Consider the following 23,198-nt stretch of genomic DNA (forward strand, 5'->3'; position numbering starts at 1 on the left):
AACGCGAAATGGCGGGCGCCGAAACGCCCGCCTTGCTCTTCGTGCTTGTCAGGATCAGAGGCCGAGGCTCGCCTTGACGGCTTCCGCGCCCGGTTCGCCCTTGAAGGTTGTGACGCCTGCAAGCCACTTGTCGATCTGGTCGGGATGCGCCTTCAGCCATTCCTTCGCGGCTGCGGGACCTTCCGCACCGCCATCGAGAATCTTGCCCATCAGTTCGTTCTCGATGTCGACGGTGAAGACGAGGTTCTTGAAGAAGCTTGCCGCATTCGGGCACTGTGCGGCCCATCCGGTGCGGCCAAGCGTGTAGACTTCCGCGCCGCCGAAATTCGGGCCGAAATAGTCATCGCCGCCTGCCAGATATTCGATGTTCAGTTTTGTGTTCATCGGGTGCGGCGCCCAGGCGAGGAACACGACCCAGTTCTTGTCCTTGTTCTTGCGGTCCACCTGCGCGAGCATCGCCTGCTCGCTCGATTCCACCAGCTTCCAGCCGTCGAGCTTGAATTTCTGGTCCTCGATGATCTTCTGGATATTCTGGTTGGCAGGCGCGCCCGGTTCGATGCCGTAGATTTCCTTGCCGAACTTGTCGGCATGGGCGGCAAGGTCGGTGAAATCCTTCACGCCTTCGCTTGCCACATAGTCCGGCACGGCCAGCGTGAACTTCGCACCTTCGAGGTTTTTCACGATGACTTCGGCAGCCTTGGCCTTGTCGAGATCGTCGCGGAATTTCTGCTGCGCGGGCATCCAGTTGCCAAGGAAGACGTCCAGATTGCCGGTTTTCAGCGCCTCATAGCCGATCGGCACGGACATGGTCTTCACATCCGGCTTATAGCCGAGCCCTTCCAGCAAGACGCTGGCGATGGAGTTGGTGGAGGTAATGTCGGTCCAGCCCGGATCGGACAGGCGGATGGTTTCGCAAGCCGCCGGATCGGCAGCGGAAGCCGTTCCCGAAAGCCCCGCCAGTGCCGTGAACGCCAGTGCCGCAATCTTGAAGTAGCGCATTTGATGACCCCTCTTATAGATTAAAACCGGTTATGTCTCGCATTCCTACTTTAAGGAAAACATCATTTAGGCTAAGGAAAAACCCATTCTTTTTTTATCGAAGCTATAGAAAGTTTTTATGGTTTCTCCATCCTGGGATCTTGGCAGCCTTGGCGTTTTCGAAGCGGTGGGACGATTGGAAAATCTGACCCTCGCAGCGCGTGAACTGGGCATGACACAACCGGCAGTGAGTTATCAGATAAAACGCATCGAGGAGCGTCTGGGCGTCGCGCTGTTCGCCCGGCGCGCCCGCGGGGTCGAAATTCTGCCCGAAGGCCGCATTCTTTACGATGCGGTGCGCAGCGGTCTGGATGGAATCGATGAGGCTGTGCAGCAGATCAGACGTCGCCAGCGTGCGCCGGGATTGCGCATCGCAACCGATTACGGCTTCGCAACCTTCTGGCTGATGCCGCGTGTCGCGCAGTTCCGCCCGAAACATCCGGAAGTGGATGTGCGCATCACGGCATCGTCCATGCTTCAGCCGCTCGACCGGCGTGACGCGGACATTTCAATCCTCTTCGGCGGACGCGGGGACTTCCCGAAGGACGCCATAGCCTTCATCGGCGAAAAGGTCGTGCCGGTGTGTTCCCCGGCCTATCTTGCCGCGCATGGTCCCTTTCCGGACGGGAAACGGCTCGGCGCGGCCCCGCTCCTGCATCTCGACACCTTGCAGGGCGACCGCTGGTTCACATGGCAGTCATGGCTCGATGCTATCGGTGAAGATATTGAGGACGGCAATTACGGGCTGGTCTTCAACACCTATAACCTGGTGATCGAGGCAGCGATTGCCGATCAGGGCGTGGCGCTCGGCTGGGCGGGGCTGATCGACGGCGCCGTGCAGCGGGGTCAGCTTGTCCATGCCTGCGAGGTGTCGCAGACGAGCGACAATGGCTACTGGCTGATCTTCAATCCGGATATTTCCGCAGGCGCACGGAAGCTTGCCCTGGAATTGCTCGAGGCGACGGAGGCGGGCTGATATTGCAGGAAAGCGGTCGCGTTCCTACTTTTGCACATCATTCAATATCTCGCGCGCTTGTCAAAGGCGCGATGTTTTTTAAGAGGGTATCCGCATGATTACCTGGAAACGGATCGATGAAACGAATTGAACTCCTGATCGAAAACATCATTCTGGCGTCGCGCTGGCTGCTGGTGGTCTTTTATCTCGGCCTTGCCGTGGCGCTGGCGATCTATGCCGTATCCTTCGTGGGCAAGCTGTTCGATTTTGCCACGAAAGTCACCGCGCTCAACGACACCGACACGATCCTGAAAGTCCTCGGGCTCATCGACGCGGCGCTGATTGCGAGCCTCGTGGTGATGGTCATCATTTCGGGCTACGAGAATTTCGTCAGCCGCTTCGATCAGGCGGGCGACGAGGTGCACTGGCTCGGCACCATCGATGCCGGTTCGCTCAAGATCAAGGTCGCCTCGACCATCGTTGCGATTTCGTCGATCCATCTGCTGCAGATATTCCTCAACGCGACCAGCTATACGTCGGGCCAGCTGATGTGGTTCACCATCATCCATCTGGCATTCGTATTCTCGGCGCTGTTCCTCGCCTATATCGACAGGCTCACCGCTAAGGACAAGGGCGGAGCCAAGGGGAAGGGCAAGATCGAGCCCAATATCTGAGCTTCACGATATAATTCATTGAAAAGCCCGGCTTTTGCCGGGCTTTCTGATTCAGGCCTTCGCCTTCAGGGACTTGTAGCCCTTGACGACGATCACCACGACAATGCCGATCAGGACGGCGAGCACTGCCTGCAGGAAAGACGTTGCGATCCATTCGAAGGCGGCTGCAAAACGGGTGCCTTCGGTCGGCAGGTGCGAAACGAGGGTATGGATGAAGGCTTCGACGCTGTGGATGCCGATGGAATCCAGCCCGTGAACGATGATGCTGCCGCCGACCCAGAGCATGGCGACGGTGCCGACGGTGCTCAGGACCTTGAGGATGACGGGCATGCCGCGACCAGCCCCTTGCCGAGCTGCCTGCCGAAAGCGGTATGGCTGTTGCGCACCAGCGAGACGCCCACGTCATCGAGCTTCACGATGATGCCGACCACGCCGTAAACGACGAAGGTGATCAATATGGCGACGCTGGCGAGGATAGCCGCCTGCGTATAGATGCTTGAAGGGGCGAGCCCCGCCAGTGTCAGCGCCATGATTTCCGCCGACAGGATGAAATCGGTACGGATCGCGCCATTGACGGTCGTTTCCTCGATCTCCTGCGGCGTACCGGCCTTGGTTTCCTCATGTGCCTCTTCGCTGTGCGGAATGAAGAATTCCACCAGCTTTTCCGTTCCTTCAAAAGCCAGATAGACACCGCCGATCATGAGAAGCGGCATGATGAAGGACGGCGCGAAATAACCGAGGATGAGCGCCAGCGGCAGCAGGAAGACGAGCTTGTTGCGCAGCGATCCCTTGGTGATCTTCCAGATGACCGGCAATTCGCGTTCAGGCTTCAGCCCCACGACATATTTCGGGGTGACGGCCGTGTCGTCGATGACGATGCCCGCCGCCTTGGCGCTGGCCTTTGCCGTCTGTCCTGCGACATCGTCGAGCGAGGCTGCCGCCATTTTTGCAATGGCCGCGACATCATCGAGAAGTGCGAACAAGCCGGATGCCATGGGAAACCTTTCTGTGTTGGGTTAGCGGTAGCTAAACGTTCAAAGGGTGCTGCGTCCAGATGGAAATCGCGGTTGCCCGCAACTGTATCTGAAACAGATACAATCTGTGTAGCACCGTCAATATTTCAAGTCCCATGACGATGGTTATATTAGCGGCAACACAATAGGAGAGATCGCCATGCTTAACCAGATCAAGGGCCTCCACCACGTCACCTCGCTTGCCGCCGATGCGCGCTCCAACAACCGGTTCTTTACCGATGTCCTGGGGCTGCGCCGCGTCAAGAAGACCGTCAATTTCGACGATCCGAGCGTTTACCACCTCTATTATGGTGACGAAGTCGGCACGCCCGGCACCGTCATGACCTATTTCCCGTTCCCCGGCATACCGCGCGGACGCGACGGCACGGGCGAGGTGGGAACGACCGTCTTTGCCGTGCCGCAGGGATCGCTCGGTTTCTGGAAGGACCGGTTCGAGCAGTCCGCCGTCAAGGTGGAATCGGAAGACGAGGCGTTCGGTGAAAAGCGTGTCCATTTTCGCGGGCCGGACGGCGACAGCTTTGCGCTGGTCGAAGTGAAGGACGATCCGCGTGCGCCATGGGCGCATGAAGGGATCGATCCCGACCATGCAATCCGTGGCTTTCATTCGGTCTCGATGCGGCTTCGCGACGAGGGCGCCACAGCCGAACTGCTGAAATATATGGGATACCAGAAGTTCGACGCGAAGGACGGCGTCAGCCGCTTCATCATGCCGGAGGGCAATGGCGCGGGCGTCGTCGATCTGGAGACGCTTCCGGCAGTGGGCTGCAACCAGCAGGGCGCGGGTTCCGTGCATCATGTGGCTTTCGCGGTCGAAAATCGCGAGAAGCAATTGGAAGTGCGCAAGGCGCTGATGGATACGGGCTATCACGTCACGCCGGTCATCGACCGCGATTATTTCTGGGCGATCTATTTCCGCACGCCGGGCGGCGTGTTGTTCGAGGTGGCGACCAACGAACCCGGTTTCGACCGCGACGAGGACACTGCGCATCTTGGCGAAGCATTGAAGCTGCCGACGCAGCACCAGCATCTGCGCAGCTATCTTGAAGAACATCTCGACAAGATCTGAGGCGCAGGGAGGAAACGAACATGACCACTCAAACCTATGAGCACCGGCTGAAGGCCGGTGCAAAGGGTGCGCCGCTCTTCATCGTGTTTCACGGCACAGGCGGCGACGAAAACCAGTTTTTCGGTCTGGCGGAACAGCTTTTGCCGGACGCGACCATCGTGTCGCCGCGCGGCGACGTGTCGGAATATGGCGCCGCGCGCTTCTTCCGCCGCACGGGCGAGGGCGTCTATGACATGGAAGACCTTGCCCGCGCCACCGACAAGATGGCCGGGTTCATTGCCGCCCTTGCGGCTGAATACAAGCCGTCCGAAGTGATCGGGCTCGGCTATTCCAACGGGGCCAACATCATGGCGAACCTGCTGATCGAGAAAGGCAGGGTCTTCGACAAGGCAGCGCTTCTGCATCCGCTGGTTCCGTTCAGGCCGAAGGACAATCAGGCGCTTGAAGGAGAGAAAATCCTCATGACCGCCGGGCGGATGGACCCCATCTGTCCGCCGGACCTGACGAAAGCGCTGGCGCAATATTTCGAGCGCCAGAAAGCCGATGTCGAGCTTGTCTGGCATCCGGGCGGGCACGAATTGCGCCAGACGGAACTGGCCGCAGTCCAGTCGCTTCTTGCATACTGACTTTGGTGCCGCCGTTCGGAAATGAACGGCGGCATCATTGTTCCGGCTTCCTCTTGCAAAACTCATTATATATTATATTTAATTGTATATTGATTATGAGGTGACGAGATGGATGCGATTTCGGGCCGTGCGCCCGCCAATGCAAAGAGGATGACGCGCGCGGAAATGGAAGGCCGGGCAACAGAGGTTGCCGAACTCCTCAAGACGCTGTCGCATCCGGCGCGGCTCATGCTGGCCTGCACGCTTGCAGAAGGCGAATATTCGGTCGGCGAGCTGGAGGAAGCGCTAGGCATCCATCAGCCGACGCTGTCGCAGCAACTGGGCGTGCTGCGGGAGGCGGGCGTGGTCGAAACCCGTCGCGAGGCGAAGCAGATTTTCTACCGGCTGACCGAAGCGAGGGCCGCGCAGCTGATCGAGGCTCTCTACGGCATCTTCTGTGCATCGGAGGTCCGGTCATGATCGCCACCTATCTGCAATCGCTGACAGGCGGAATGCTGCTTGGCCTTTCCGCGGTCCTGCTTCTCGTCTTCAACGGACGCATTGCCGGTATCAGCGGCATCATCGGGCGGCTTCTGGAGGGGCAGCAGATTCCGGCCAATGCGGTCTTCGTCGTCGGCCTCGTTCTGGGGCCGATTATCTATGCCGCAATCTATGGCTCCTTTCCCCCCGTCACGATGGCCATGTCATGGCCCGTCATCATCGTGGCCGGGCTTCTGGTCGGCATCGGAACCCGCATGGGGTCGGGCTGCACGTCGGGCCACGGCATTCTCGGCATGGCGCGGTTTTCCGGGCGCTCGATAGCGGCGACGCTCACTTTCCTCATAACCGGCATCGTGGTTGCCACCATTTCGGGAGCGTTCCTATGAAGCAGTCGGCATTCGCACGCCTCTCCGTGACCTTGCTTGCCGGTGCGATCTTCGGTTTCGGCCTGTCGCTGTCGGGCATGATCGATCCCGCCCGCGTGACGGGATTCCTGAATATTGCCAGCGGCCATTGGGATCTCAGCCTTGCCTTCGTGCTGGGCGGTGCTCTGCTGGTGGCAATCCCCGGCGTCCTGTTGCAGCGGCGCATGGCGCGGCCCGTGCTCGGCCAATCCTTCCATCTGCCGGAAAAGACCGAAATCGACCGGCGGCTGATCGCCGGTTCCGCGATATTCGGCGCGGGCTGGGGGCTCGCCGGATTCTGCCCCGGTCCTGTCGTGTCGGCGCTCTCGATGGGCCTGCCGCAAGTCTGGCTCTTTGTCGCGATGATGTGTCTGGGCATGCTTTTCCACGACCGCATTCTCAACCGGATGGCAACGGTGGCGCCCCAATCTTGAACTCTGGGGTCAGATTACCCTTTTAATAGGGAGATGAATGAGTTAGGCACCCTGTGATTGATTTCGAGGGAGCCGCATCATGGCTGGGTTGCTGAAACGCTTTGCCGGATATTACCGTCCGCATCGTGGGCTGTTCGCTCTGGATTTTTCCAGTGCGGTGGCATCCGGCCTGCTTGAGCTTGCCTTTCCGGTCGCCGTCACGCTTTTCATCGACAAGCTGCTGCCCACCGGGCAGCTCGGCGTTATCGCCGTCGCTGCGGTTGGCTTGCTGGCCATCTATGTTCTCAATGCCTTCCTGCAGGTCATCGTAACCTATTGGGGGCATATGCTCGGCATCAAGATCGAGACAGAGATGCGGCGCAAGGCTTTCGATCACTTGCAGAAGCTTTCCTTCGGCTTCTTCGACAACCAGAAGACCGGCCATCTGGTCGCGCGGCTGACCAAGGATCTGGAAGAAATCGGCGAGGTGGCGCATCACGGCCCCGAGGATGTCTTCATCGCGATCATGACGCTTATCGGCGCCTTCATCCTTATGCTGTGGGTGCACCCGCCGCTGGCGCTGATTACCGCCGTCATCGTTCCGCTGTCGGCCTATGTCACCACCCGTTACGGCGGGCGCATGACCAACACATGGCACGCGCTTTACCGGCGCGTCGGCGATTTCAACGCCCGCATCGAGGAAAATGTCGGCGGCATCCGCGTCGTTCAGGCCTTTACGAACGAGGACCACGAGCGGCAGCTCTTCGCCGAAAGCAACGACAAATACCTGACCACCAAGCTTGCTGCCTACAAGATTATGGCGGCGTCCATGTCGCTCTCCTATCTGTCGATGCGCTTCGTGCAGGTCGTGGTGATGCTGGCGGGCGCGTGGTTCGTGGTGCGCGGCGAACTGACGGCTGGCGGGTTCGTCGGCTTCCTGCTGCTGGTCAACGTGTTCTTCCGCCCGATCGAAAAGATCAATTCGGTCATTGAGACCTATCCCAAGGGCATTGCCGGTTTCCAGCGCTATACGGAGTTTCTCGACACGCGCCCGGATATTGCGGACCGCCCCGGTGCGCAGACGGTTGCGCGCCTGACCGGTGATATCGAATATTGCGATGTGAGCTTCGGCTACAGCGCCGCGCGTCCTATTGTCGACGGCCTCGATATTTCCATCCGCGCAAGCGAAACCATTGCCTTCGTCGGTCCATCGGGTGCGGGCAAGACCACGATCTGCTCGCTGCTGCCGCGCTTTTATGACGTGACGAAGGGCGCAATCCTTGCCGACGGCATCGACATTCGCGATATGACGCTGAAATCCCTGCGCTCCAACATCGGCATCGTCAGCCAGGATGTTTTCCTGTTCGCGGGAACGATCCGGGAAAACATAGCCTATGGCCGTCTCGATGCGACCGACGCGGAAATCGCCGAGGCCGCGCGCCGCGCGCGGCTTGATGGTGTCATCGCCAGCCTGCCGGACGGCTACGACACGGTCATTGGCGAGCGTGGCGTGAAGCTTTCGGGCGGGCAGAAGCAGCGCCTGGCCATTGCGCGCATATTTCTCAAAAACCCGCCTATCCTTATCCTCGATGAAGCGACGTCCGCGCTCGATACGGAAACCGAACGCGCCATCCAGCAGTCGCTGGCCGAGCTTTCGCAAGGCCGCACCACGCTGGTGATCGCGCATCGCCTCGCAACCATCGTCAATGCCGATCGCATTCTGGTGGTGGAGGGCGGGCGCATCGCCGAGCAGGGCAGTCATGCGGCGCTTCTGGAAATGAAGGATGGGCGCTACAGGCGCCTGCATGTCGCGCAGGCCGGACTGGATCAGTCTTAGAGCGGTTCCTGTTCTGGCAGAAACGCCGGAACCGCTCTAACCATTTGTTTTATCGCATTTTCCAACGCATCGAAGCGGCATAAGAAATCAGTCCAGTGAACTGATTTCCCCGCGTGGACGTTGCACACTTTTGCTGAAAATGCTCCGGCGGCGCAACAGGCCCACCCGCACAACTGCTCCCCTTTTTGCCGGTTTCAAGCCGGAGCGCACCCTTCTTTTGCATGAACCTATCCGGGAAAGACGACGTTTCGCCGTCTTTTTGCCGTCCGTCAGTCTGTGAGTCAGTTTCATTTGATATCTGATGTATCAGATATTGACATATCAGATTCGCTGTTTCAGGATCGTGGCCGAAAGTTCGTGACAAACAGGTGCTGCCTTGGGTGATAACGTTTCCCCCCTTTCTCCGATCAAGGTGAAGAGCCTCAGAGATCATGTGCATGACAATCTGCGGGAGGCGATCATTTCCGGACGCCTCAAGTCTGGCGAGAAGCTGAACGAGAGGCAGCTGGCTTCGGATCTGGGCATCAGCACGAGCCCGTTGAAAGAGGCGCTGCGCCAGCTGGAAGGGGAAGGGCTGGTCAGGACCGAGGCGCGGCGCGGGACGTTCGTATCGTTCAATGCACGGCAGGCCGAGGAAATGACGCTCGCCCGTGCCGCGCTGGAAAGCATCATTGCGCGGCAGGCGGCCAAGCACGGCGGCGAGGAGGCGTTCGGCTTTCTTCGCGCGGTGATTGAGGAAATGCGCGCGGCGGTGGAAGCGGGCAATGTCGATCTGCTGATCGAGTTGAACGAGAAGTTCCACGACGGCATCCATGAGGCATCGGGCTGCGAATATCTGCGCCGGTTGCAGAATGCGCAGCGCATGTACGACCACGCCGCGAGGGTGACAGTCCTGTCGCGTGAGGATGTGCGCCGCCAGTCGTTCAAGGAACATGAGACTATCATGCAGGCAATCACGGCGCGCAACGGCGATCTGGCCGAGCGGCTGATGCGTGAGCACATCGTGAAAGCGGGGGATACGCATATCGAACTGGTCTTCTGACCGGTACATTGGGAGGAAATGATGGATTTAGCGGGCTACCGCCGGGTGCTTCGCGGCATTTCGGGCGTGCATGCGACTGCCTATGACGCAAGGGGCGAGATCGATGCCGGACTGACGGGTGAAATCGTCGGGCGCATCGCGCAGGCAGGTGTTCATAACATCGTCACCGGGGGGAATACCGGCGAATTCTACAGTCTTACCGAGGATGAAGTCATCCGGCTTCAGGCGATTGCCATTGCCGCGGTTGACGGAAAGGCTGCTGTGACGGCTGCCGCCGGGCGTTCGGTGCGTGAGGCGATCCGGGTCGCGAGCGCGGCAGGCAAGGCGGGGGCCGATGGCGTGATGATCCACCATCCGCTCGATCCCTTCGCCGCGCCCCACGCGCAGGTGGATTACTTCATCGCCATTGCCGAAGCTATCGATCTGCCCATCGTCGCCTATATCCGCTCGGACCTGATCCCGCTCGATGAAATGGTGCGCCTTGCCACCCATCCGAAGGTCGCAGGCGTCAAGTTCGCATCGCAGAACACGATGCTTTTCTTCGAGTGCTGCCGGGCGACGAAGGGCATGGAAGCGACCTGGATCTGCGGTCTGGCGGAAAGCTGGGCCTTGCCGTTCTATGCCCTTGGCGGGCGCGGTTTCACCTCCGGCCTCGTCAATGTCGCGCCGAAGCGCTCGCTTGCCGTGTGGAACGCGCTGGAGGCGGGAGATTTCGCAAGGGCGCGGGCAGTGGTCGAAAGCATTGCCGATTTCGAGACCATGCGCACCAGATACCGCAACGGCGCCAATGTGACTGTTGTGAAGGAAGCCTTGCAGATTCAGGGGCTTGATGTGGGCAAGGTGCGGCTTCCCGGACTGCCGCAGCTTGAAGCGAATGATCGTGGGACGCTTCGCAAGATCGTCTCTGGCTGGGAGAGCGATGGCATTGTCTGACTAATGAACCCGGGCGTCCTGACAGGGAGAAGAGGGGCGCACCGGATAACCAGAAAGTGGAGGAGAACATGAACAAGGGAATTTCACGCCGCACATTCATGGCGGGGGCCGGGATTGCGACCGGCATGGGGCTCATGCTGCCTAAGGGCGCATGGGCGCAGTCGGCGAAGCTGCCGTCCTCGCCGGTGGCGCTCAACGTCATCGATGCCGCTGGCAATCTGGCGCTGACACAGCCGATCTTCGATAATTTCGCAGCCGGGCAGAAGGCGCTCGTCTCGCGCTTCACCTTCAACAAGGCACCGGCGCCGGAACTGCCGGGAAAGATCAAGGCGCAGCAGCGCGCCAACCGCATCGACATCGACATGGTGATCGTCGGGCCGGACGCGCTTTCCGCCGGGCTTGCCGACGACATATGGACCGACATCATTGCGCTGCCGGACAACGGCCTGCCGAAGTTGCAGGATATCTATCTGGAACCCGCCTGGCGCATGCAGGAAATGTCGAAGGGCAAGGGCGTCGTCGTTTCCTATTACCCATCCGGCCCCCTGCTTGAATATCATCCCGACAAGGTGAAGACGCCGCCGAAGACCGCGGAAGAACTGCTCGCCTGGGCAAAGGAAAATCCGAACAAGTTCATCTATGCCCGCCCGGCCAATTCCGGTCCGGGGCGCACCTTCCTGATGGGGCTTCCCTATCTTCTGAAGGACAGCGACCCGAAAGACCCGGTCAAGGGCTGGGATAAGACCTGGGCCTATCTGAAGGAACTGCACAAGAACATCGAATATTACCCGGCAGGCACGGGCGCGCTCATGAAGGAACTGGGCGAAGGCACGCGGGACATGACGGTAACGACGACCGGCTGGGACATCAACCCGCGTGCGCTGGGCGTAGTGCCGAAGGAGATGGGCGTCAGCAAGCTCGACGGCTTCCACTGGGTTTGCGACGCGCATTATTTCGCGATCCCCAAGGGCGTGCCGGAGGAAAAGGTAGCGGTGCTCATGGAGTTCATCAAGTTCGCGCTCAAGCCTGACCAGCAGGCCTATTCCTATGACGCCGGATATTTCTATCCGGGCCCGGCGGTGAAGGATGTCACCATCGAGATGGCGCCGAAGGAAAGCCAGAACATCATCGCGGAGTTCGGCCGTCCGGAATATGCCGACTGGATCGCCAACAATCCGATCGAGCTGCCGCTTGAGCCGGAGGCGCTGGTTGCCGCGTTCCGCCGCTGGGACGAAGAGGTCGCCGGAGGCTGATGAACCGACGGCTGCGTGACGGGCTGCAAACGGCCCGTCACGGGGCGCCGATACTCGCCAATTCCAAACCATGGTGCTTGCGTCAATGTCATTTCAAGAACTCCGGCTCGACCGCATGAGCCGTTCATTCGGGACTTTCGCTGCCCTGAGGGATATCAACCTCACCATCCGCAAGGGCGAGTTCATCGCGCTTCTGGGGCCTTCGGGCTGCGGAAAATCGACGGCTCTCAACTGCATCGCCGGACTTCTCGGCACGACGGGCGGCGGCATCTATATCGACGAGCGACGAGTGGACCAGCTGAAGCCCGAAGATCGCGGCTTCGGCATGGTGTTCCAGAATTATGCGCTGTTTCCGCATATGAACGTTTTGCAGAATGTCGGCTTCGGCCTCAAGATGCGCGGTCTGGCGAAAAGCGAAATCGAAAAGCGCGCGCGGGCCGCATTGGCTCTGGTGCGCCTGCAAGGGCAGGAAGAAAAACTGCCGGGGCAGCTTTCCGGCGGCCAGCAGCAGCGCGTGGCGATTGCCCGCGCCATCGTCATCGAGCCGCCGCTGGTTCTGATGGACGAGCCGCTTTCCAATCTCGATGCCAAGCTGCGCCTTGAGATGCGCGCCGAAATCCGCCGCATCCATAACCAGCTCGGCTCCACGACGATCTATGTGACCCATGACCAGGACGAGGCCCTTTCGCTTGCCGACCGCATCGTGGTCCTGCGCGATGGCGAAATCCGTCAGGTCGGCAAGCCGCACGAACTCTACGAAGAGCCGCGCTATCGCGACGTTGCCGCCTTCATGGGCTTCCGCAACGCCTTGCCGGGCAGGGTCCTGCGCGTAGAAAACGGGCAGGCGGTCATTGCCGTGGCCGGAAGCGAACTCGTCGGGCGCGCCATGGACGAGCTTCGGCCGGGCGATGATGCCGTGCTGATGGCGCGCGGCGATGATGTCGTGTCCGGTTCGGGCCACCGCAACGACTTGCAGGCCACCGTCGAGACCATCGAATATCGCGGGCGCGAATATGTCGGCACCGCCCGCACCGAAACCGGGATGGAACTGATCTTTCACGGGCCGCACGGCGTTGAACCCGGCAGCCGCATCGTGCTCGGCATCGATGCCGGCCATGCGCTGGTCTTTCCGGCGGAGGGCTGAGCGATGGCAGTCGAGACCTATGCAGACGCACCGCTCAATCCCGCCTTGCGGCCCGGCCTGCGGCAACGCCTCGCCAATCGCGGCTTCGATGGCGTCACCCTTCTGATCCTGCCCGCGCTGCTTTTTGTGGTGGGCGTGTTCATCTATCCGTTTCTTTACGGGCTGGTCCTGTCCTTCAACCCGCTCGACGGAGGGGGCGCGCTTGCCAATTACAGCAAGTTCTTCTCCGATCCCTACCTCTACAAGACCATCGGCGCGACGCTGTGGCTGGCGGTCCCCGTTACCCTCATCAGTGTCCTTTTCGCGGTTCCGATTGCCATGCGCGTGCGGCTGATGCGCCGCCAGCGCCTGCTCACCACGATCCTCGTCCTGCCGGTAACGCTTGGCACCGTCCTGATCGCGGAGGGGTTGCTGAACTATCTGGGACCTCAAGGCTGGTTCAGCCGCACGCTGATCACCATCGGCCTCATCGACAGCCCGTTGAAGCTCACCAACAATTACTGGGGCGTCTTCGCATCGCTGGTCATCACGGTGTTTCCGTTCACCTTCCTGCTGACGCTTTCCTATATCACGGGCATCGATCCCGCGCTGGAACGCGCCGCCGCCACCCATGGCGCAAACAGCTGGCAGCGCTTTCGCCATGTCATGCTGCCACTGCTGGTGCCGGGGCTGGTCGTCGCGGCCTGTCTCACCTTCGTGCAGGCCTTCGCCGTGTTTCCCTCCGCCGTCCTTCTGGGCGCGCCGTCGGGTCCGACGCGGGTGATCTCGATTGCCGCGGCACAGGCGGCGTTCGAGCAATATGACGACTCCATGGCTTCATCCATCGCGATGATCATGGCGGGCGTGCAGTTGCTTGTCGTCGGCGCGCTTCTCGGCGTGCGTTCGCTCTTCTATCGCGGTTCCACCGCCGGCGGAAAGGGATAGGCCATGATCCGCGATACTTCCGTCCTTTCCAAGCTCTGGATCACCCTCGTCTGGCTCGTGACCGGCTTCTTCGTGCTCAATGTCCTTGCGGTCATCACGGCTGTGGTGGTTTCGAGCTTCGGCACGCGCTGGCTCGGCACCTGGCTGCCCGAAGCGTTCACCACGCGCTGGTATGCGGCGGCCTGGGCCGAATTCCAGCTCGATCAGGTGCTGCTGGTCACGTTTCAGGTCGTCTTTGCCGTGGTGATCCTGTCGGGCATTCTGGGCGTGACGGCAGCCTATGCCATGGCGCGCCGCGATTTTCCCGGCAAGAAGCTTGTGCTCCTGATCTTCCTGCTGCCGCTTCTGGTGCCGCCGATAACCTTCGGCATTCCGCTGGCGACCGTGCTCTACAAGTTCGGCGTGGGCGGCACTTTCTGGGGCGTGGTGCTCGCCAATCTCGTGCCGACGGTCCCCTTCGTCATTCTGGTGATGATCCCGTTCATCGAGCAGATCGACCCGAAGGTGGAAGCGGCGGCGCGCGTGTTCGGCGCAGGCACGTTCAAGCTCTTCATCCATGTGCTTCTGCCCATGCTGATGCCGGGCGTTCTCGCGGCCATGCTTCTGGTTCTGGTGCGCACGGTGGCGATGTTCGAACTGACCTTCCTCACCGCCGGGCCGACATCGCAAACTTTGGTGGTCGCGCTCTATTATTCGGTGTTCGCCGCCGGGGTCCGCTCGGTGCAGTCCATCGATGCCATGGCGGTCATCTACATGGTCACCTCGCTGGTCTGGCTGCTTCTGGCGCTGCGTTTCGTCAATCCGACGCAGATCGTGGCACGCAACCGTCAACCGTCCGCGCATTGAGGTTACAGGATGAAGATCACCGCAATCGAAACGGTGCAGCTTCCGCACCTCAACAACATCTTGTGGGTGCAGGTTCACACCGACGAAGGTATCGTCGGGCTTGGCGAAACATTTCGTGGGGCAAATGCGGTTGCAGCCTATATCCACAGCGATGTTGCGCCGCTGCTCCTTGGCCAGAACCCGCTGGAGATCGACCGCATTTCGAAACTGCTGCTGGAACCCTATGTCGGCTTTCGTTCCTCGGGCGTGGAAATCCGCGCCGCCTCGGCAATCGACATCGCGCTTTGGGATATTTTCGGCAAGCTGACCGGCCAGCCGATCCACCAGTTGCTGGGCGGCCTGTCGCGCCAATCGATCCGCACCTACAATACCTGCGCCGGTTACACCTATAACAAGAGTGGCGCGCGCCGCTATATCGGCGATGCGGACGAAGCGAAGGAAGGGCCATATGAGGACCAGCTCGCCTTTCACAGGGATGCGGGCGCGCTTGCCGAAAGCCTTCTGTCGGAAGGCATAACGGCCATGAAAATCTGGCCCTTCGATCCGTTTGCCGTCGCTTCCGGCGGGAATTTCATCCACGCCGGTGATCTCGACAAGGCGCTGCAACCGTTCCGTCAGATACGCGATGCGGTTGGCGACCGGATGGAAATCATGGTCGAGTTCCACTCCATGTGGGACCTCACATCGGCGCTCGCCATCGCGCGCGAGCTGAAGGCCTTCCGGCCATTCTGGTCGGAAGATCCGATCAAGATGATGAACCCGCAGGCGCTTGCCGTTTATGCCCGCCAGTCCGGCATTCCGGTCTGCGCCAGCGAAACCATGGCGACGCGCGCGCAGTTTCTCGATGTGCTGCGGGCCGATGCGTCCGACTATGTGATGCTCGACATTTCATGGTGCGGTGGGCTTTCCGAAGCCAAGAAGATCGCCACCATGGCCGAGGCCTTCCAGCGACCCATCGCGCCGCATGACTGCACCGGCCCGGTGGTGTTTGCCGCTTCCATCCACCTGTCGCTCAATGCGCCGAACGCGATCTATCAGGAGTCGGTCCGCGCCTATTACACGTCCTGGTATCGCGATCTGGTGACGGTGATGCCGCGCATCGAAAAAGGCGTGATCTATCCATTCGAAGGCGCGGGCCTTGGATTGGAACTCTCCGGTTTCGTGCTCGATCACCCTGACGTCGTCAGGAGAAAGACGGAGGCTGAATGATGGAGCCGTTTCGCTGCATAGCCGATCTGCGCGGGGAGTTGATGGAAAGCCCGGTCTGGGATGACCGCAGGCAGACACTCTTTGCCTGCGATATCGAGGGGCGACGCATATATGAAATCGACCTTGACCGGGGCCCGCTTCGCGAATGGTCTTTCGACAGCAAGGTGGCAAGCCTCGGATTGACCGAAAGCGGACGGCTTGTCGTGGCGCTTTCGCGCGAGGTCGTGCTGTTCGATCCTGAAACCGGCAGTCAGGAAGCGTTATGGTCCGCCTTTGATGAGCCTGCAACGTCCCGCCTCAATGACGGCAAGGTCGGTCCCGACGGCGCGTTCTGGGTCGGCAGCATGCATGGCCGTCCCGAGCGCGAGCCCATATCGCGGCTTTATCGGGTGACGGGGGATGGCGATGCATCCGTGAAGGCCGACGGCTTCAGGATTTCAAACGGCCTCGCCTGGACGGCGGATGGCAGAACCATGTTCCATACGGATTCACGCGGGCCGTGGATCGATCGCTACGACTTCGACCCCGAAACGGGCGGCGTCAGCGGGCGAAAGCGCATCCGCGATCTTGATGAGCAGGGCGGCAGGCCGGATGGCGGGGCCTGCGATGCCGGGGGCGCTTATTGGAGCGCAGGCGTATCGGCGGGTGTCCTGAACCGCTTCGACCGTGACGGCAATCTGCTGGAAAAGGTGCCGGTCCCGGTTCCAGCCCCGACAATGCCCTGTTTTTGCGGGCCGGGCCTCACACTTCTGGCCATCACTTCGCACCGGCAGGTGCCGGGCGCGGCACTGGACGCAGCGCCCCTGTCGGGCGGCGTGTTTTTGGCCGCGGCTTCGGTCGCCGGTGCCGCGGTGCACCGGATGAGGGGCGTGTGACGGGACCGCCCGGATGCTCCCAAACCATTTATTTCTCCCGGAAGCCGCTTTTGCCTTTCGGGAAGCGCTCTGATCGGGAAGGTAGGAAATGACCAGAAAGACCTATGGTGATCTGCGTTCGGCGCGCTGGATGCTGCCGGACGACCAACGTTCATTCGGGCATCGCTCGCGCACCATGCAGATGGGATATGATCCGGTCGACTGGGAAGGTCGTCCGATCATCGCCGTCATAAATACATGGTCCGAGGCGCAGCCGTGCCACATGCATTTCAAGGACCGGGTGGAGTGGGTCAAGCGCGGCATCCTGCAGGCGGGCGGCTTCCCGATGGAGTTGCCTGCATTGTCGCTGTCGGAAAATTTCGTGAAGCCGACGACCATGCTCTACCGCAACATGCTGGCGATGGAGACCGAGGAACTGCTGCGCTCGCATCCGATCGACGGCGCGGTGTTGATGGGCGGCTGCGACAAGACCACGCCGGGGCTTGTCATGGGCGCGGTCAGCATGGGCCTGCCGTTCATCTTCCTGCCTGCCGGGCCGATGCTGCGCGGCAATTATGCCGGTAAATATCTGGGCTCCGGCACGGACGGCTTCAAATATTGGGACGAGCGCCGCGCAGGCACTATCTCGAAGGAGGAATGGCAGGGGATCGAGGGCGGCATCGCCCGGTCCTACGGCCATTGCATGACTATGGGAACCGCATCGACCATGACCGCGATTGCCGAAGCCATGGGTCTGACGCTTCCCGGCGCGTCGTCCATCCCGGCCGCGGACGCCAATCACCAGCGCATGTCCACCCAATGCGGCCGCCGCATCGTGGAAATGGTCTGGGAAGACCTGACGCCGGAAAAGATCATGACGCCTGCCGCGATCACCAATGCGGTCACGGTTGCGATGGCCACCGGATGCTCGACAAACGCCATCATCCATCTGATCGCGATGGCGCGCCGGGCGGGCGTGGCGCTGGAGTTGGACGATCTCGACCGCATCGGCCGCACGACGCCGGTGATCGCCAATATCAGGCCGTCCGGCACCACCTATCTGATGGAGGATTTCTTTTATGCGGGCGGGCTGCGGGCATTGATGAAACAGCTTGGCGGCAAGCTCGATCCGTCCGCGATAACCGTGACCGGCAAGCCGCTCACCGATGGTCTGGAGGACGTGAAAATCTGGAATGAGGAGGTGATCCGTCCGCTTTCCAATCCGGTCTATCACGAAGGTTCGCTTGCGGTTCTGAAAGGCAATCTCTGTCCCGATGGCGCAGTGATAAAGCCTGCGGCCTGCGATCCGCGCTTCCACCGCCACAAGGGACCGGCGCTTGTGGCCGACAGCTATCCCGACCTGAAGAAGATCATCGATGATCCCGACTATCCGATGACGCCGGACACGGTTCTGGTGCTGCGCAATGCCGGTCCGCAGGGCGGGCCGGGGATGCCGGAATGGGGGATGATCCCCATGCCGAAGGCGCTTTTGAAGCTTGGGCTGCGCGATATGGTGCGCATTTCGGATGCGCGCATGTCGGGAACCAGTTTCGGCGCCTGCGTCCTGCACGTCGCCCCGGAATCCTTCATCGGCGGGCCGCTCGCCCTGTTGAAGACCGGCGACATGGTGGAACTCGACATTCCGGCCCGCAGCCTCAACATGCTGGTTTCGGAGGCGGAACTGGCGGCGCGGCGCGCAGTCTGGCAGGCGCCGCCGCCCAAATATGAGCGCGGCTACGGGTTCGTATTCTCCAAGCATGTCGAACAGGCCGACAAGGGCTGCGATTTCGACTTCCTGAAAACCGATTTCGGCCGTCCCGTCGACGAACCGGTCATCTATTGAGAGGCAGCTTCGATGTCAGATTATGTGCTTTCCGACGAAACGCGAGCGAAGCTGAAGGCGGTTTCGACGGCTTCCGTCGCGACCGCGCTTTACAAGCGCGGCCTGCGCAACCAGTTCATCCAGGGCGTGCTGCCGGTGGCGCGCAAGCGCGAGAACATGGTCGGCCAGGCCTTCACGCTGCGCTATATCCCGGCGCGCGAGGACCGCAATCCCATTACGGTTTTCCGCAATCCGGACCACAAGCAGCGCGTTGCGATAGAGACCTGCCCGCCCGGTTGCGTGCTGGTGATGGATGCGCGCAAGGATGCGCGCGCGGCGACCGCCGGGTCGATCCTGGTGACGAGGCTCGCCCTGCGCGGCGCGGCGGGCATCGTCTCGGACGGCGGCTTTCGCGATGTGAGCGGCATCGGCGAGCTGGACATGCCCGCCTATTGCGCAAAACCCTCCGCCCCGACCAACCTGACGCTGCATGAGGCGGTGGACATCAACGTGCCGATCGCCTGCGGCGATGCGGCGGTGTTTCCGGGCGATGTGCTGGTCGGCGACGCCGATGGCGTCATGGTCGTTCCCGCGCATCTTGCCGATGAAATCGCAGCCGAATGCACGGCCATGGAAACCTATGAGGATTTCGTGCTGGAAGAGGTGCTGAACGGCGCCGCCATTATCGGCCTTTATCCATGCACGAAGGAAGAGAACGAGCGCAAGTTCCAGAACTGGCGCGAAAAGAAGGGCCGTTAGAGCAGTTTCGATCCGATTGGAACGCGCATCATTTCACAATTTTCGGGATGCGCTCCAACAAAAAAGGGAGGCGTTGCGCCTCCCTTTCGAACATTTGGGACTGCCGTGGTTTAATAAAGCACGTTCTTGGCTTCCGGCTTGTCGATATTGTCCTTGGTGACGACAACAGCGCCGGTGTCGACGAACTTCTCGACCTTTTCCTTGTTCAGCACCTTCAGCAGGGTTTCGATGCCCTTCTCGCCCATCTGGTAGGAACCCTGAACGACGATGGCGTTCAGCGTGCCGTCCTTGACGAATTCCTGCAGGTCCTGATTGCCGTCGAAGCCGATGGCGGTCAGCTTGCCCGACTTGCCTGCCTGCTTGATGGCGCGGCCCATGCCGATGGCGGTCGGTTCATTGGCGCCGAAGATGCCGACGAGATCGCCATTGGCCGCCAGAACGTCGGTGGTCTGGTTGAGCGCGGTCGCCATCTGCGACTGCGAGTAATAGGGACCGACGATTTCCAGCTTGGAATTGGCCTTGATGTAGTCCACGAAGCCGCCGACGCGGCCGATTTCGGACCCTGCGCCCGCGACATAGGACATGACGGCGATCTTGCCGGTGGTGCCTGCCTTGTCGATCAGGGCCTTGGCCGCGGCTTCGCCGGCCTTGCGGTTATCGGTGGCGAGGAACGACTGGTAATATTTGTCGCCGCCATCGGCGAGCTGCGAGTCGATGATGACGACCGGAATGCGGGCTTCCCATGCCTTTTTCACGGCGGGCGTCAGCGCGTCCGGGTCGGAAGGTGCAAGCAGGATTGCGTCCACTTTGCGGTTCACGGCATTTTCCACCATGTTCACCTGATCGGCGATGGCCGATTCAGCCGCCGGACCCTGGAAGGTCATGGTGTGGTCCTTGGAATCCTTGATCGCGGCTTCGGCGCCCTTCTGGACGTTCTGCCAGAAAGTCGAATTCACGGTCTTCACGATAACGGCGATTTCGCCAGCCGAAGCGCTTGCCGCCCCGGCAAGGACGAAGGCCGAAGCCATCAATGCAGACACCAGTTTACGCATGTTTTCCTCCTGTTATCGAGCTCTTGGCTCTACCCTTGCCGGAATGCCTCGCATCCCGTCTCCCCTCTCATCGACGGTTGCGCATCTGGTCGATCCAAACGGTGACCAGAATGACGAGGCCGATGATGATCTGCTGCGTGAAAGCGGAAATGCCGTTCATGTTGAGGCCGTTCCGCAGGATTCCGATGACGAACGAGCCGATGAACGTGCCCGAGATAGTGCCGACGCCGCCGATGAGCGACGTGCCGCCGATGACCGCGCTGGCAATGGCGTCGAGTTCGTAGGCGACGCCCTCATTGGGCTGTGCGGTCACGAGGCGGGACATGAGAACGCAGCCCGTAAGCCCGGCAAGCGTTCCCGAAACGATATAGGTGAAGGCCGTCACGCGGGCGACATTGACGCCGGAAAGCCGCGCTGCCTCGGCGTTCGACCCGATGGCATAGATGTGGCGGCCCAGCACCGTGCGGTTCAACACGAGTGCGGCCGCGATCGCGATCACGATCATCAGCACCACCGGGTAGGGGATGCCGGGGAAGGTGACAACCGGAAAGCCCTGTTCGTCGATGCTCTCGATGCGGAACAGCGATCCGTTGCCGAGCACGCCGAAGGATTCGCCAAGGCCGGAGACGGCGCGCGCGCCGGTGATCTGGAGCGCGACGCCGCGCGCGATCAGCATCATGCCAAGCGTGGCGATGAAGGGCGGCAGCTTGAGCCTGGTGATGACAAAGCCGTTGATGAGACCGCAGAGCGATCCCGTCAGGATGCCAAGCAGCATGGCGAGCGGGATCGGCAGTGAAAGTTCCTTGACCGCAAGCGCCGCCACCACACCGGCAAGCGCCAGCACGGAGCCGACCGAAAGATCGATACCGCCGGTGATGATGACATAGGTCGCGCCGATGCCGAGCAGCGCGATGGACGTCACTTGCAAGGCGATGGTCATCGCATTGTTGACGGTCATGAAAGCGCTGCTGGTGACGGAAAAGATCGCCGCCAGAATGATCAGGCTGCCGACGGCCGCAAACTTCTGGATGATATCCTTCTGGCGGTCGCTGAGCCCTTTGGATTTAGCCGCCTGCTGGGGCTTGTCCGTGGTGATTTCGGCCATTACTGCGTCCTCATTTGTCCTGCCGGCCCCGACCGGAGGCATAGGTCATGATTTCTTCCTGCGTTGTCGCAGCCGTATCGAGGACCGCGGTGATGCGCCCCTCGTGAAAGACCGCCACGCGGTCCGAAAGCCCCAGAATTTCCGGCAGTTCCGAGCTGATCAGCACGATGCCGATGCCTCTTGCGGCCAGTTCGTCCATGATCTGGTAGATGGCGAACTTCGCGCCCACGTCGATGCCGCGCGTCGGTTCGTCAAAGAACATGATGCGCGGCTCGCGGAACAGCCACTTGCCGATGATGATCTTCTGCTGGTTGCCGCCCGACAGCAGGCGAACGGGCTGGGCCAGCCCCGGCGTCTTGATGTTGAGAAGATCGACATAGCGCTGGCTTGCCTGTCGGTGGCGCTCGAAATCGATAACGCCATAAGCGCTGCTGACGGCTTCCATATTGGCGAGGGTCAGATTGGCATCGACCGGCATCTTGACGGCCAGTCCCTGCGCCTTGCGGTCTTCCGACAGGTAGGCGATGCCTGCCTCGATGGCGTCGCGCGGGCTGGTGATGGAAAGCGTTTCGCCTTCGAGCACGATGGTTCCGGCGTCATGCGGATCGGCACCGAAGATCGCGCGCGCAACTTCGGTTCGTCCCGCGCCCATCAGCCCGGCAAAGCCGAGGATTTCGCCGCGCCTGAGTTCAAAGCCGATATTCTCGAAGACGCCGCCGCGCGTCAGCCCGGCGACGGAGAACATCACTTCCTGCGTCGGCTTTCGCGTCGGTTCGGGAAATTTCTCGTCCAGCGAGCGCCCGACCATCCCGGCCACGATCTCATCGACGGTGACATCGTGGAAATCCCTGGTCCAGACATAGCGCCCATCGCGCAGGATGGTGACGCGGTCGACAATCTCCGCCATTTCATCGAGACGATGCGAAATATAGACGATGCCGGTGCCCTGCGCCTTCAGCTCGCGGATGACCCTGAACAGAAGCTGCGCTTCCTGCTCGGTCAGCGAGGAGGTGGGCTCGTCCATGATGAGGACGGAGGCATTGAGTGAAAGCGCCTTGGCGATCTCGACCATCTGGCATTGGGCAACGGAAAGGTTCAGCACCTGCGTGGACGGATCGATCTTCACGCCAAGCCGGTCTAGGCAGCGCTGCGCGTCTTCCTTCAGCTTGCGGCGGTCGACAAAGAAACCGCGTTTCGGCTCGCGGGCGAGATAGATGTTCTCGGCAACGCTCAGGTGCGGAATGAGGTTCAGTTCCTGATGGATGATGGCGATGCCTGCCGCTTCCGATTCAAGCGTGGAGCCGAAGCGAACCGGCTGGCCGCGATAATGGATCGTCCCGCCATCGGGCTGATAGACGCCGCTGACGATCTTCATCAGGGTTGATTTGCCCGCACCATTTTCACCGCAGACGGCATGAACCTCGCCCGCCCGCAATTCAAAGCTGACGTTCGACAGGGCTTTGACGCCCGGAAATTCCTTGGAAACGGAATCCAGATTCAGCAATACAGGCGCAGCATCCGCGCGCGCTGATGCTGACGGTAATCCTCCCATCGCGCTTCCTCCTCGCGCAAAGTTTCGTCAACTATTGACAGAAGAAGTAGAAGGCACGCGGTTTCTGGTCAAGCCAATTTTGTGCAGGCAGCAAAAAACTCGTTATGATGGGTTGGCTCGGCCCCTAATTGCTATTGTTAGACCCAATTGGCCTGACCAAACTTCTCTTTTCTCGT

At 60.8% G+C, this 23,198-nt stretch carries 22 protein-coding genes and 1 pseudogene; 18 read left to right on the top strand and 5 right to left on the bottom strand.

Translation table 11 applies throughout. The features are described 5' to 3' along the window. Window positions 1-54: 54 nt before the first annotated feature. Window positions 55-999 carry a choline ABC transporter substrate-binding protein gene (choX, locus tag ACS5UA_RS16165; protein WP_100649658.1) on the bottom strand — a complete coding sequence of 315 codons (945 nt, stop codon included), beginning with the start codon at window positions 997-999 and terminating at the stop codon, window positions 55-57. 118 nt (window positions 1,000-1,117) lie between these two features. Here choX and ACS5UA_RS16170 point away from each other — a divergent pair, with 118 nt between their 5' ends. Then, window positions 1,118-2,014, top strand: a complete 897-nt coding sequence (locus tag ACS5UA_RS16170) for a LysR substrate-binding domain-containing protein (RefSeq protein WP_273771079.1) — start codon at window positions 1,118-1,120, stop codon at window positions 2,012-2,014. Window positions 2,015-2,130: 116 nt separating this feature from the next. Further along, window positions 2,131-2,667 carry a TIGR00645 family protein gene (locus tag ACS5UA_RS16175; protein WP_075041539.1) on the top strand — a complete coding sequence of 179 codons (537 nt, stop codon included), beginning with the start codon at window positions 2,131-2,133 and terminating at the stop codon, window positions 2,665-2,667. Window positions 2,668-2,718: 51 nt separating this feature from the next. On the opposite strand, the pseudogene ACS5UA_RS16180 reads toward ACS5UA_RS16175, so the two are convergent. Then, window positions 2,719-3,662: pseudogene (locus ACS5UA_RS16180) on the bottom strand (DUF808 domain-containing protein). A 178-nt stretch (window positions 3,663-3,840) separates the two neighbouring features. Between ACS5UA_RS16180 and ACS5UA_RS16185 the strand changes: the two are divergent. The 16 genes from ACS5UA_RS16185 to ACS5UA_RS16260 all read left to right on the top strand — a co-directional run bounded on the left by ACS5UA_RS16185 (window position 3,841) and on the right by ACS5UA_RS16260 (window position 19,313). Continuing rightward, window positions 3,841-4,767, top strand: coding sequence for a VOC family protein (locus ACS5UA_RS16185; RefSeq protein ID WP_273771077.1), 927 nt, complete (start codon window positions 3,841-3,843; stop codon window positions 4,765-4,767). 20 nt (window positions 4,768-4,787) lie between these two features. After that, window positions 4,788-5,393, top strand: a complete 606-nt coding sequence (locus ACS5UA_RS16190; protein WP_273771075.1) for an alpha/beta hydrolase — start codon at window positions 4,788-4,790, stop codon at window positions 5,391-5,393. A 108-nt stretch (window positions 5,394-5,501) separates the two neighbouring features. Continuing rightward, complete coding sequence (gene bigR, locus ACS5UA_RS16195) at window positions 5,502-5,852, top strand: sulfite-sensing transcriptional repressor BigR (RefSeq protein WP_273771073.1); 351 nt, start codon at window positions 5,502-5,504, stop codon at window positions 5,850-5,852. Continuing rightward, window positions 5,849-6,259: a YeeE/YedE family protein gene (locus ACS5UA_RS16200; protein WP_273771071.1), complete on the top strand. Its 411-nt coding sequence runs from the start codon at window positions 5,849-5,851 to the stop codon at window positions 6,257-6,259. The genes bigR and ACS5UA_RS16200 overlap by 4 nt, the downstream gene beginning before the upstream one ends. Then, window positions 6,256-6,711: a YeeE/YedE family protein gene (locus ACS5UA_RS16205; RefSeq protein ID WP_273771069.1), complete on the top strand. Its 456-nt coding sequence runs from the start codon at window positions 6,256-6,258 to the stop codon at window positions 6,709-6,711. The genes ACS5UA_RS16200 and ACS5UA_RS16205 overlap by 4 nt, the downstream gene beginning before the upstream one ends. Before the next feature lie 79 nt (window positions 6,712-6,790). After that, entirely contained in the window at window positions 6,791-8,527 is a 1,737-nt protein-coding gene (locus ACS5UA_RS16210; RefSeq protein WP_443101519.1) for an ABC transporter ATP-binding protein, read from the top strand. Window positions 8,528-8,960: 433 nt separating this feature from the next. Beyond that, window positions 8,961-9,569 (top strand): GntR family transcriptional regulator, encoded by a 609-nt coding sequence (locus ACS5UA_RS16215; RefSeq protein WP_420703408.1) that lies wholly within the window; start codon window positions 8,961-8,963, stop codon window positions 9,567-9,569. A gap of 21 nt (window positions 9,570-9,590) precedes the next feature. Then, a complete protein-coding gene (locus ACS5UA_RS16220) occupies window positions 9,591-10,502 on the top strand; it encodes a dihydrodipicolinate synthase family protein (protein ID WP_273771065.1) in 912 nt (303 codons plus the stop codon). 68 nt (window positions 10,503-10,570) lie between these two features. Continuing rightward, window positions 10,571-11,755, top strand: coding sequence for an extracellular solute-binding protein (locus tag ACS5UA_RS16225; RefSeq protein ID WP_006472240.1), 1,185 nt, complete (start codon window positions 10,571-10,573; stop codon window positions 11,753-11,755). Window positions 11,756-11,825: 70 nt separating this feature from the next. Next, entirely contained in the window at window positions 11,826-12,899 is a 1,074-nt protein-coding gene (locus ACS5UA_RS16230) for an ABC transporter ATP-binding protein (RefSeq protein WP_273771064.1), read from the top strand. Between the two features lie 3 nt (window positions 12,900-12,902). Next, the gene (locus tag ACS5UA_RS16235) at window positions 12,903-13,823 is read left to right on the top strand and encodes an ABC transporter permease (protein WP_006468601.1); all 921 of its coding nucleotides are present in this window, start codon (window positions 12,903-12,905) and stop codon (window positions 13,821-13,823) included. A 3-nt stretch (window positions 13,824-13,826) separates the two neighbouring features. After that, window positions 13,827-14,669: an ABC transporter permease gene (locus ACS5UA_RS16240; protein ID WP_006468602.1), complete on the top strand. Its 843-nt coding sequence runs from the start codon at window positions 13,827-13,829 to the stop codon at window positions 14,667-14,669. Between the two features lie 9 nt (window positions 14,670-14,678). Beyond that, window positions 14,679-15,878, top strand: coding sequence for a mandelate racemase/muconate lactonizing enzyme family protein (locus ACS5UA_RS16245; protein ID WP_006468603.1), 1,200 nt, complete (start codon window positions 14,679-14,681; stop codon window positions 15,876-15,878). Further along, window positions 15,875-16,753 (top strand): SMP-30/gluconolactonase/LRE family protein, encoded by an 879-nt coding sequence (locus ACS5UA_RS16250; RefSeq protein WP_273771063.1) that lies wholly within the window; start codon window positions 15,875-15,877, stop codon window positions 16,751-16,753. Before ACS5UA_RS16245 ends, ACS5UA_RS16250 begins: the two co-directional genes overlap by 4 nt. An 88-nt stretch (window positions 16,754-16,841) precedes the next feature. Then, entirely contained in the window at window positions 16,842-18,575 is a 1,734-nt protein-coding gene (gene araD, locus ACS5UA_RS16255; protein ID WP_273771062.1) for an L-arabinonate dehydratase, read from the top strand. A 12-nt stretch (window positions 18,576-18,587) separates the two neighbouring features. Then, on the top strand, window positions 18,588-19,313 hold the full coding sequence (locus ACS5UA_RS16260) for a ribonuclease activity regulator RraA (RefSeq protein ID WP_021585560.1): 726 nt from the start codon (window positions 18,588-18,590) through the stop codon (window positions 19,311-19,313). Window positions 19,314-19,423: 110 nt separating this feature from the next. Here ACS5UA_RS16260 and ACS5UA_RS16265 read toward each other — a convergent pair whose 3' ends face one another. The 3 genes from ACS5UA_RS16265 to ACS5UA_RS16275 all read right to left on the bottom strand — a co-directional run bounded on the left by ACS5UA_RS16265 (window position 19,424) and on the right by ACS5UA_RS16275 (window position 23,022). Further along, on the bottom strand, window positions 19,424-20,365 hold the full coding sequence (locus ACS5UA_RS16265) for an ABC transporter substrate-binding protein (RefSeq protein ID WP_006468607.1): 942 nt from the start codon (window positions 20,363-20,365) through the stop codon (window positions 19,424-19,426). A 67-nt stretch (window positions 20,366-20,432) separates the two neighbouring features. After that, complete coding sequence (locus ACS5UA_RS16270; protein ID WP_006472243.1) at window positions 20,433-21,470, bottom strand: ABC transporter permease; 1,038 nt, start codon at window positions 21,468-21,470, stop codon at window positions 20,433-20,435. A gap of 10 nt (window positions 21,471-21,480) precedes the next feature. Continuing rightward, window positions 21,481-23,022, bottom strand: a complete 1,542-nt coding sequence (locus tag ACS5UA_RS16275; RefSeq protein ID WP_273771061.1) for a sugar ABC transporter ATP-binding protein — start codon at window positions 23,020-23,022, stop codon at window positions 21,481-21,483. Window positions 23,023-23,198: the final 176 nt, after the last annotated feature.

It is taken from the genome of Brucella sp. RRSP16, assembly GCF_052246815.1.
Lineage (GTDB): Bacteria > Pseudomonadota > Alphaproteobacteria > Rhizobiales > Rhizobiaceae > Brucella > Brucella intermedia.

Bases quoted from the DNA above. Each gene is read 5' to 3' on its own strand.
- choX (WP_100649658.1), bottom strand. From the start codon at position 999: ATGCGCTACTTCAAGATTGCGGCACTGGCGTTCACGGCACTGGCGGGG.
- ACS5UA_RS16170 (WP_273771079.1), top strand. From the start codon at position 1,118: ATGGTTTCTCCATCCTGGGATCTTGGCAGCCTTGGCGTTTTCGAAGCG.
- ACS5UA_RS16175 (WP_075041539.1), top strand. From the start codon at position 2,131: ATGAAACGAATTGAACTCCTGATCGAAAACATCATTCTGGCGTCGCGC.
- ACS5UA_RS16185 (WP_273771077.1), top strand. From the start codon at position 3,841: ATGCTTAACCAGATCAAGGGCCTCCACCACGTCACCTCGCTTGCCGCC.
- ACS5UA_RS16190 (WP_273771075.1), top strand. From the start codon at position 4,788: ATGACCACTCAAACCTATGAGCACCGGCTGAAGGCCGGTGCAAAGGGT.
- bigR (WP_273771073.1), top strand. From the start codon at position 5,502: ATGGATGCGATTTCGGGCCGTGCGCCCGCCAATGCAAAGAGGATGACG.
- ACS5UA_RS16200 (WP_273771071.1), top strand. From the start codon at position 5,849: ATGATCGCCACCTATCTGCAATCGCTGACAGGCGGAATGCTGCTTGGC.
- ACS5UA_RS16205 (WP_273771069.1), top strand. From the start codon at position 6,256: ATGAAGCAGTCGGCATTCGCACGCCTCTCCGTGACCTTGCTTGCCGGT.
- ACS5UA_RS16210 (WP_443101519.1), top strand. From the start codon at position 6,791: ATGGCTGGGTTGCTGAAACGCTTTGCCGGATATTACCGTCCGCATCGT.
- ACS5UA_RS16220 (WP_273771065.1), top strand. From the start codon at position 9,591: ATGGATTTAGCGGGCTACCGCCGGGTGCTTCGCGGCATTTCGGGCGTG.
- ACS5UA_RS16225 (WP_006472240.1), top strand. From the start codon at position 10,571: ATGAACAAGGGAATTTCACGCCGCACATTCATGGCGGGGGCCGGGATT.
- ACS5UA_RS16230 (WP_273771064.1), top strand. From the start codon at position 11,826: ATGGTGCTTGCGTCAATGTCATTTCAAGAACTCCGGCTCGACCGCATG.
- ACS5UA_RS16235 (WP_006468601.1), top strand. From the start codon at position 12,903: ATGGCAGTCGAGACCTATGCAGACGCACCGCTCAATCCCGCCTTGCGG.
- ACS5UA_RS16240 (WP_006468602.1), top strand. From the start codon at position 13,827: ATGATCCGCGATACTTCCGTCCTTTCCAAGCTCTGGATCACCCTCGTC.
- ACS5UA_RS16245 (WP_006468603.1), top strand. From the start codon at position 14,679: ATGAAGATCACCGCAATCGAAACGGTGCAGCTTCCGCACCTCAACAAC.
- ACS5UA_RS16250 (WP_273771063.1), top strand. From the start codon at position 15,875: ATGATGGAGCCGTTTCGCTGCATAGCCGATCTGCGCGGGGAGTTGATG.
- araD (WP_273771062.1), top strand. From the start codon at position 16,842: ATGACCAGAAAGACCTATGGTGATCTGCGTTCGGCGCGCTGGATGCTG.
- ACS5UA_RS16260 (WP_021585560.1), top strand. From the start codon at position 18,588: ATGTCAGATTATGTGCTTTCCGACGAAACGCGAGCGAAGCTGAAGGCG.
- ACS5UA_RS16265 (WP_006468607.1), bottom strand. From the start codon at position 20,365: ATGCGTAAACTGGTGTCTGCATTGATGGCTTCGGCCTTCGTCCTTGCC.
- ACS5UA_RS16270 (WP_006472243.1), bottom strand. From the start codon at position 21,470: ATGGCCGAAATCACCACGGACAAGCCCCAGCAGGCGGCTAAATCCAAA.
- ACS5UA_RS16275 (WP_273771061.1), bottom strand. From the start codon at position 23,022: ATGGGAGGATTACCGTCAGCATCAGCGCGCGCGGATGCTGCGCCTGTA.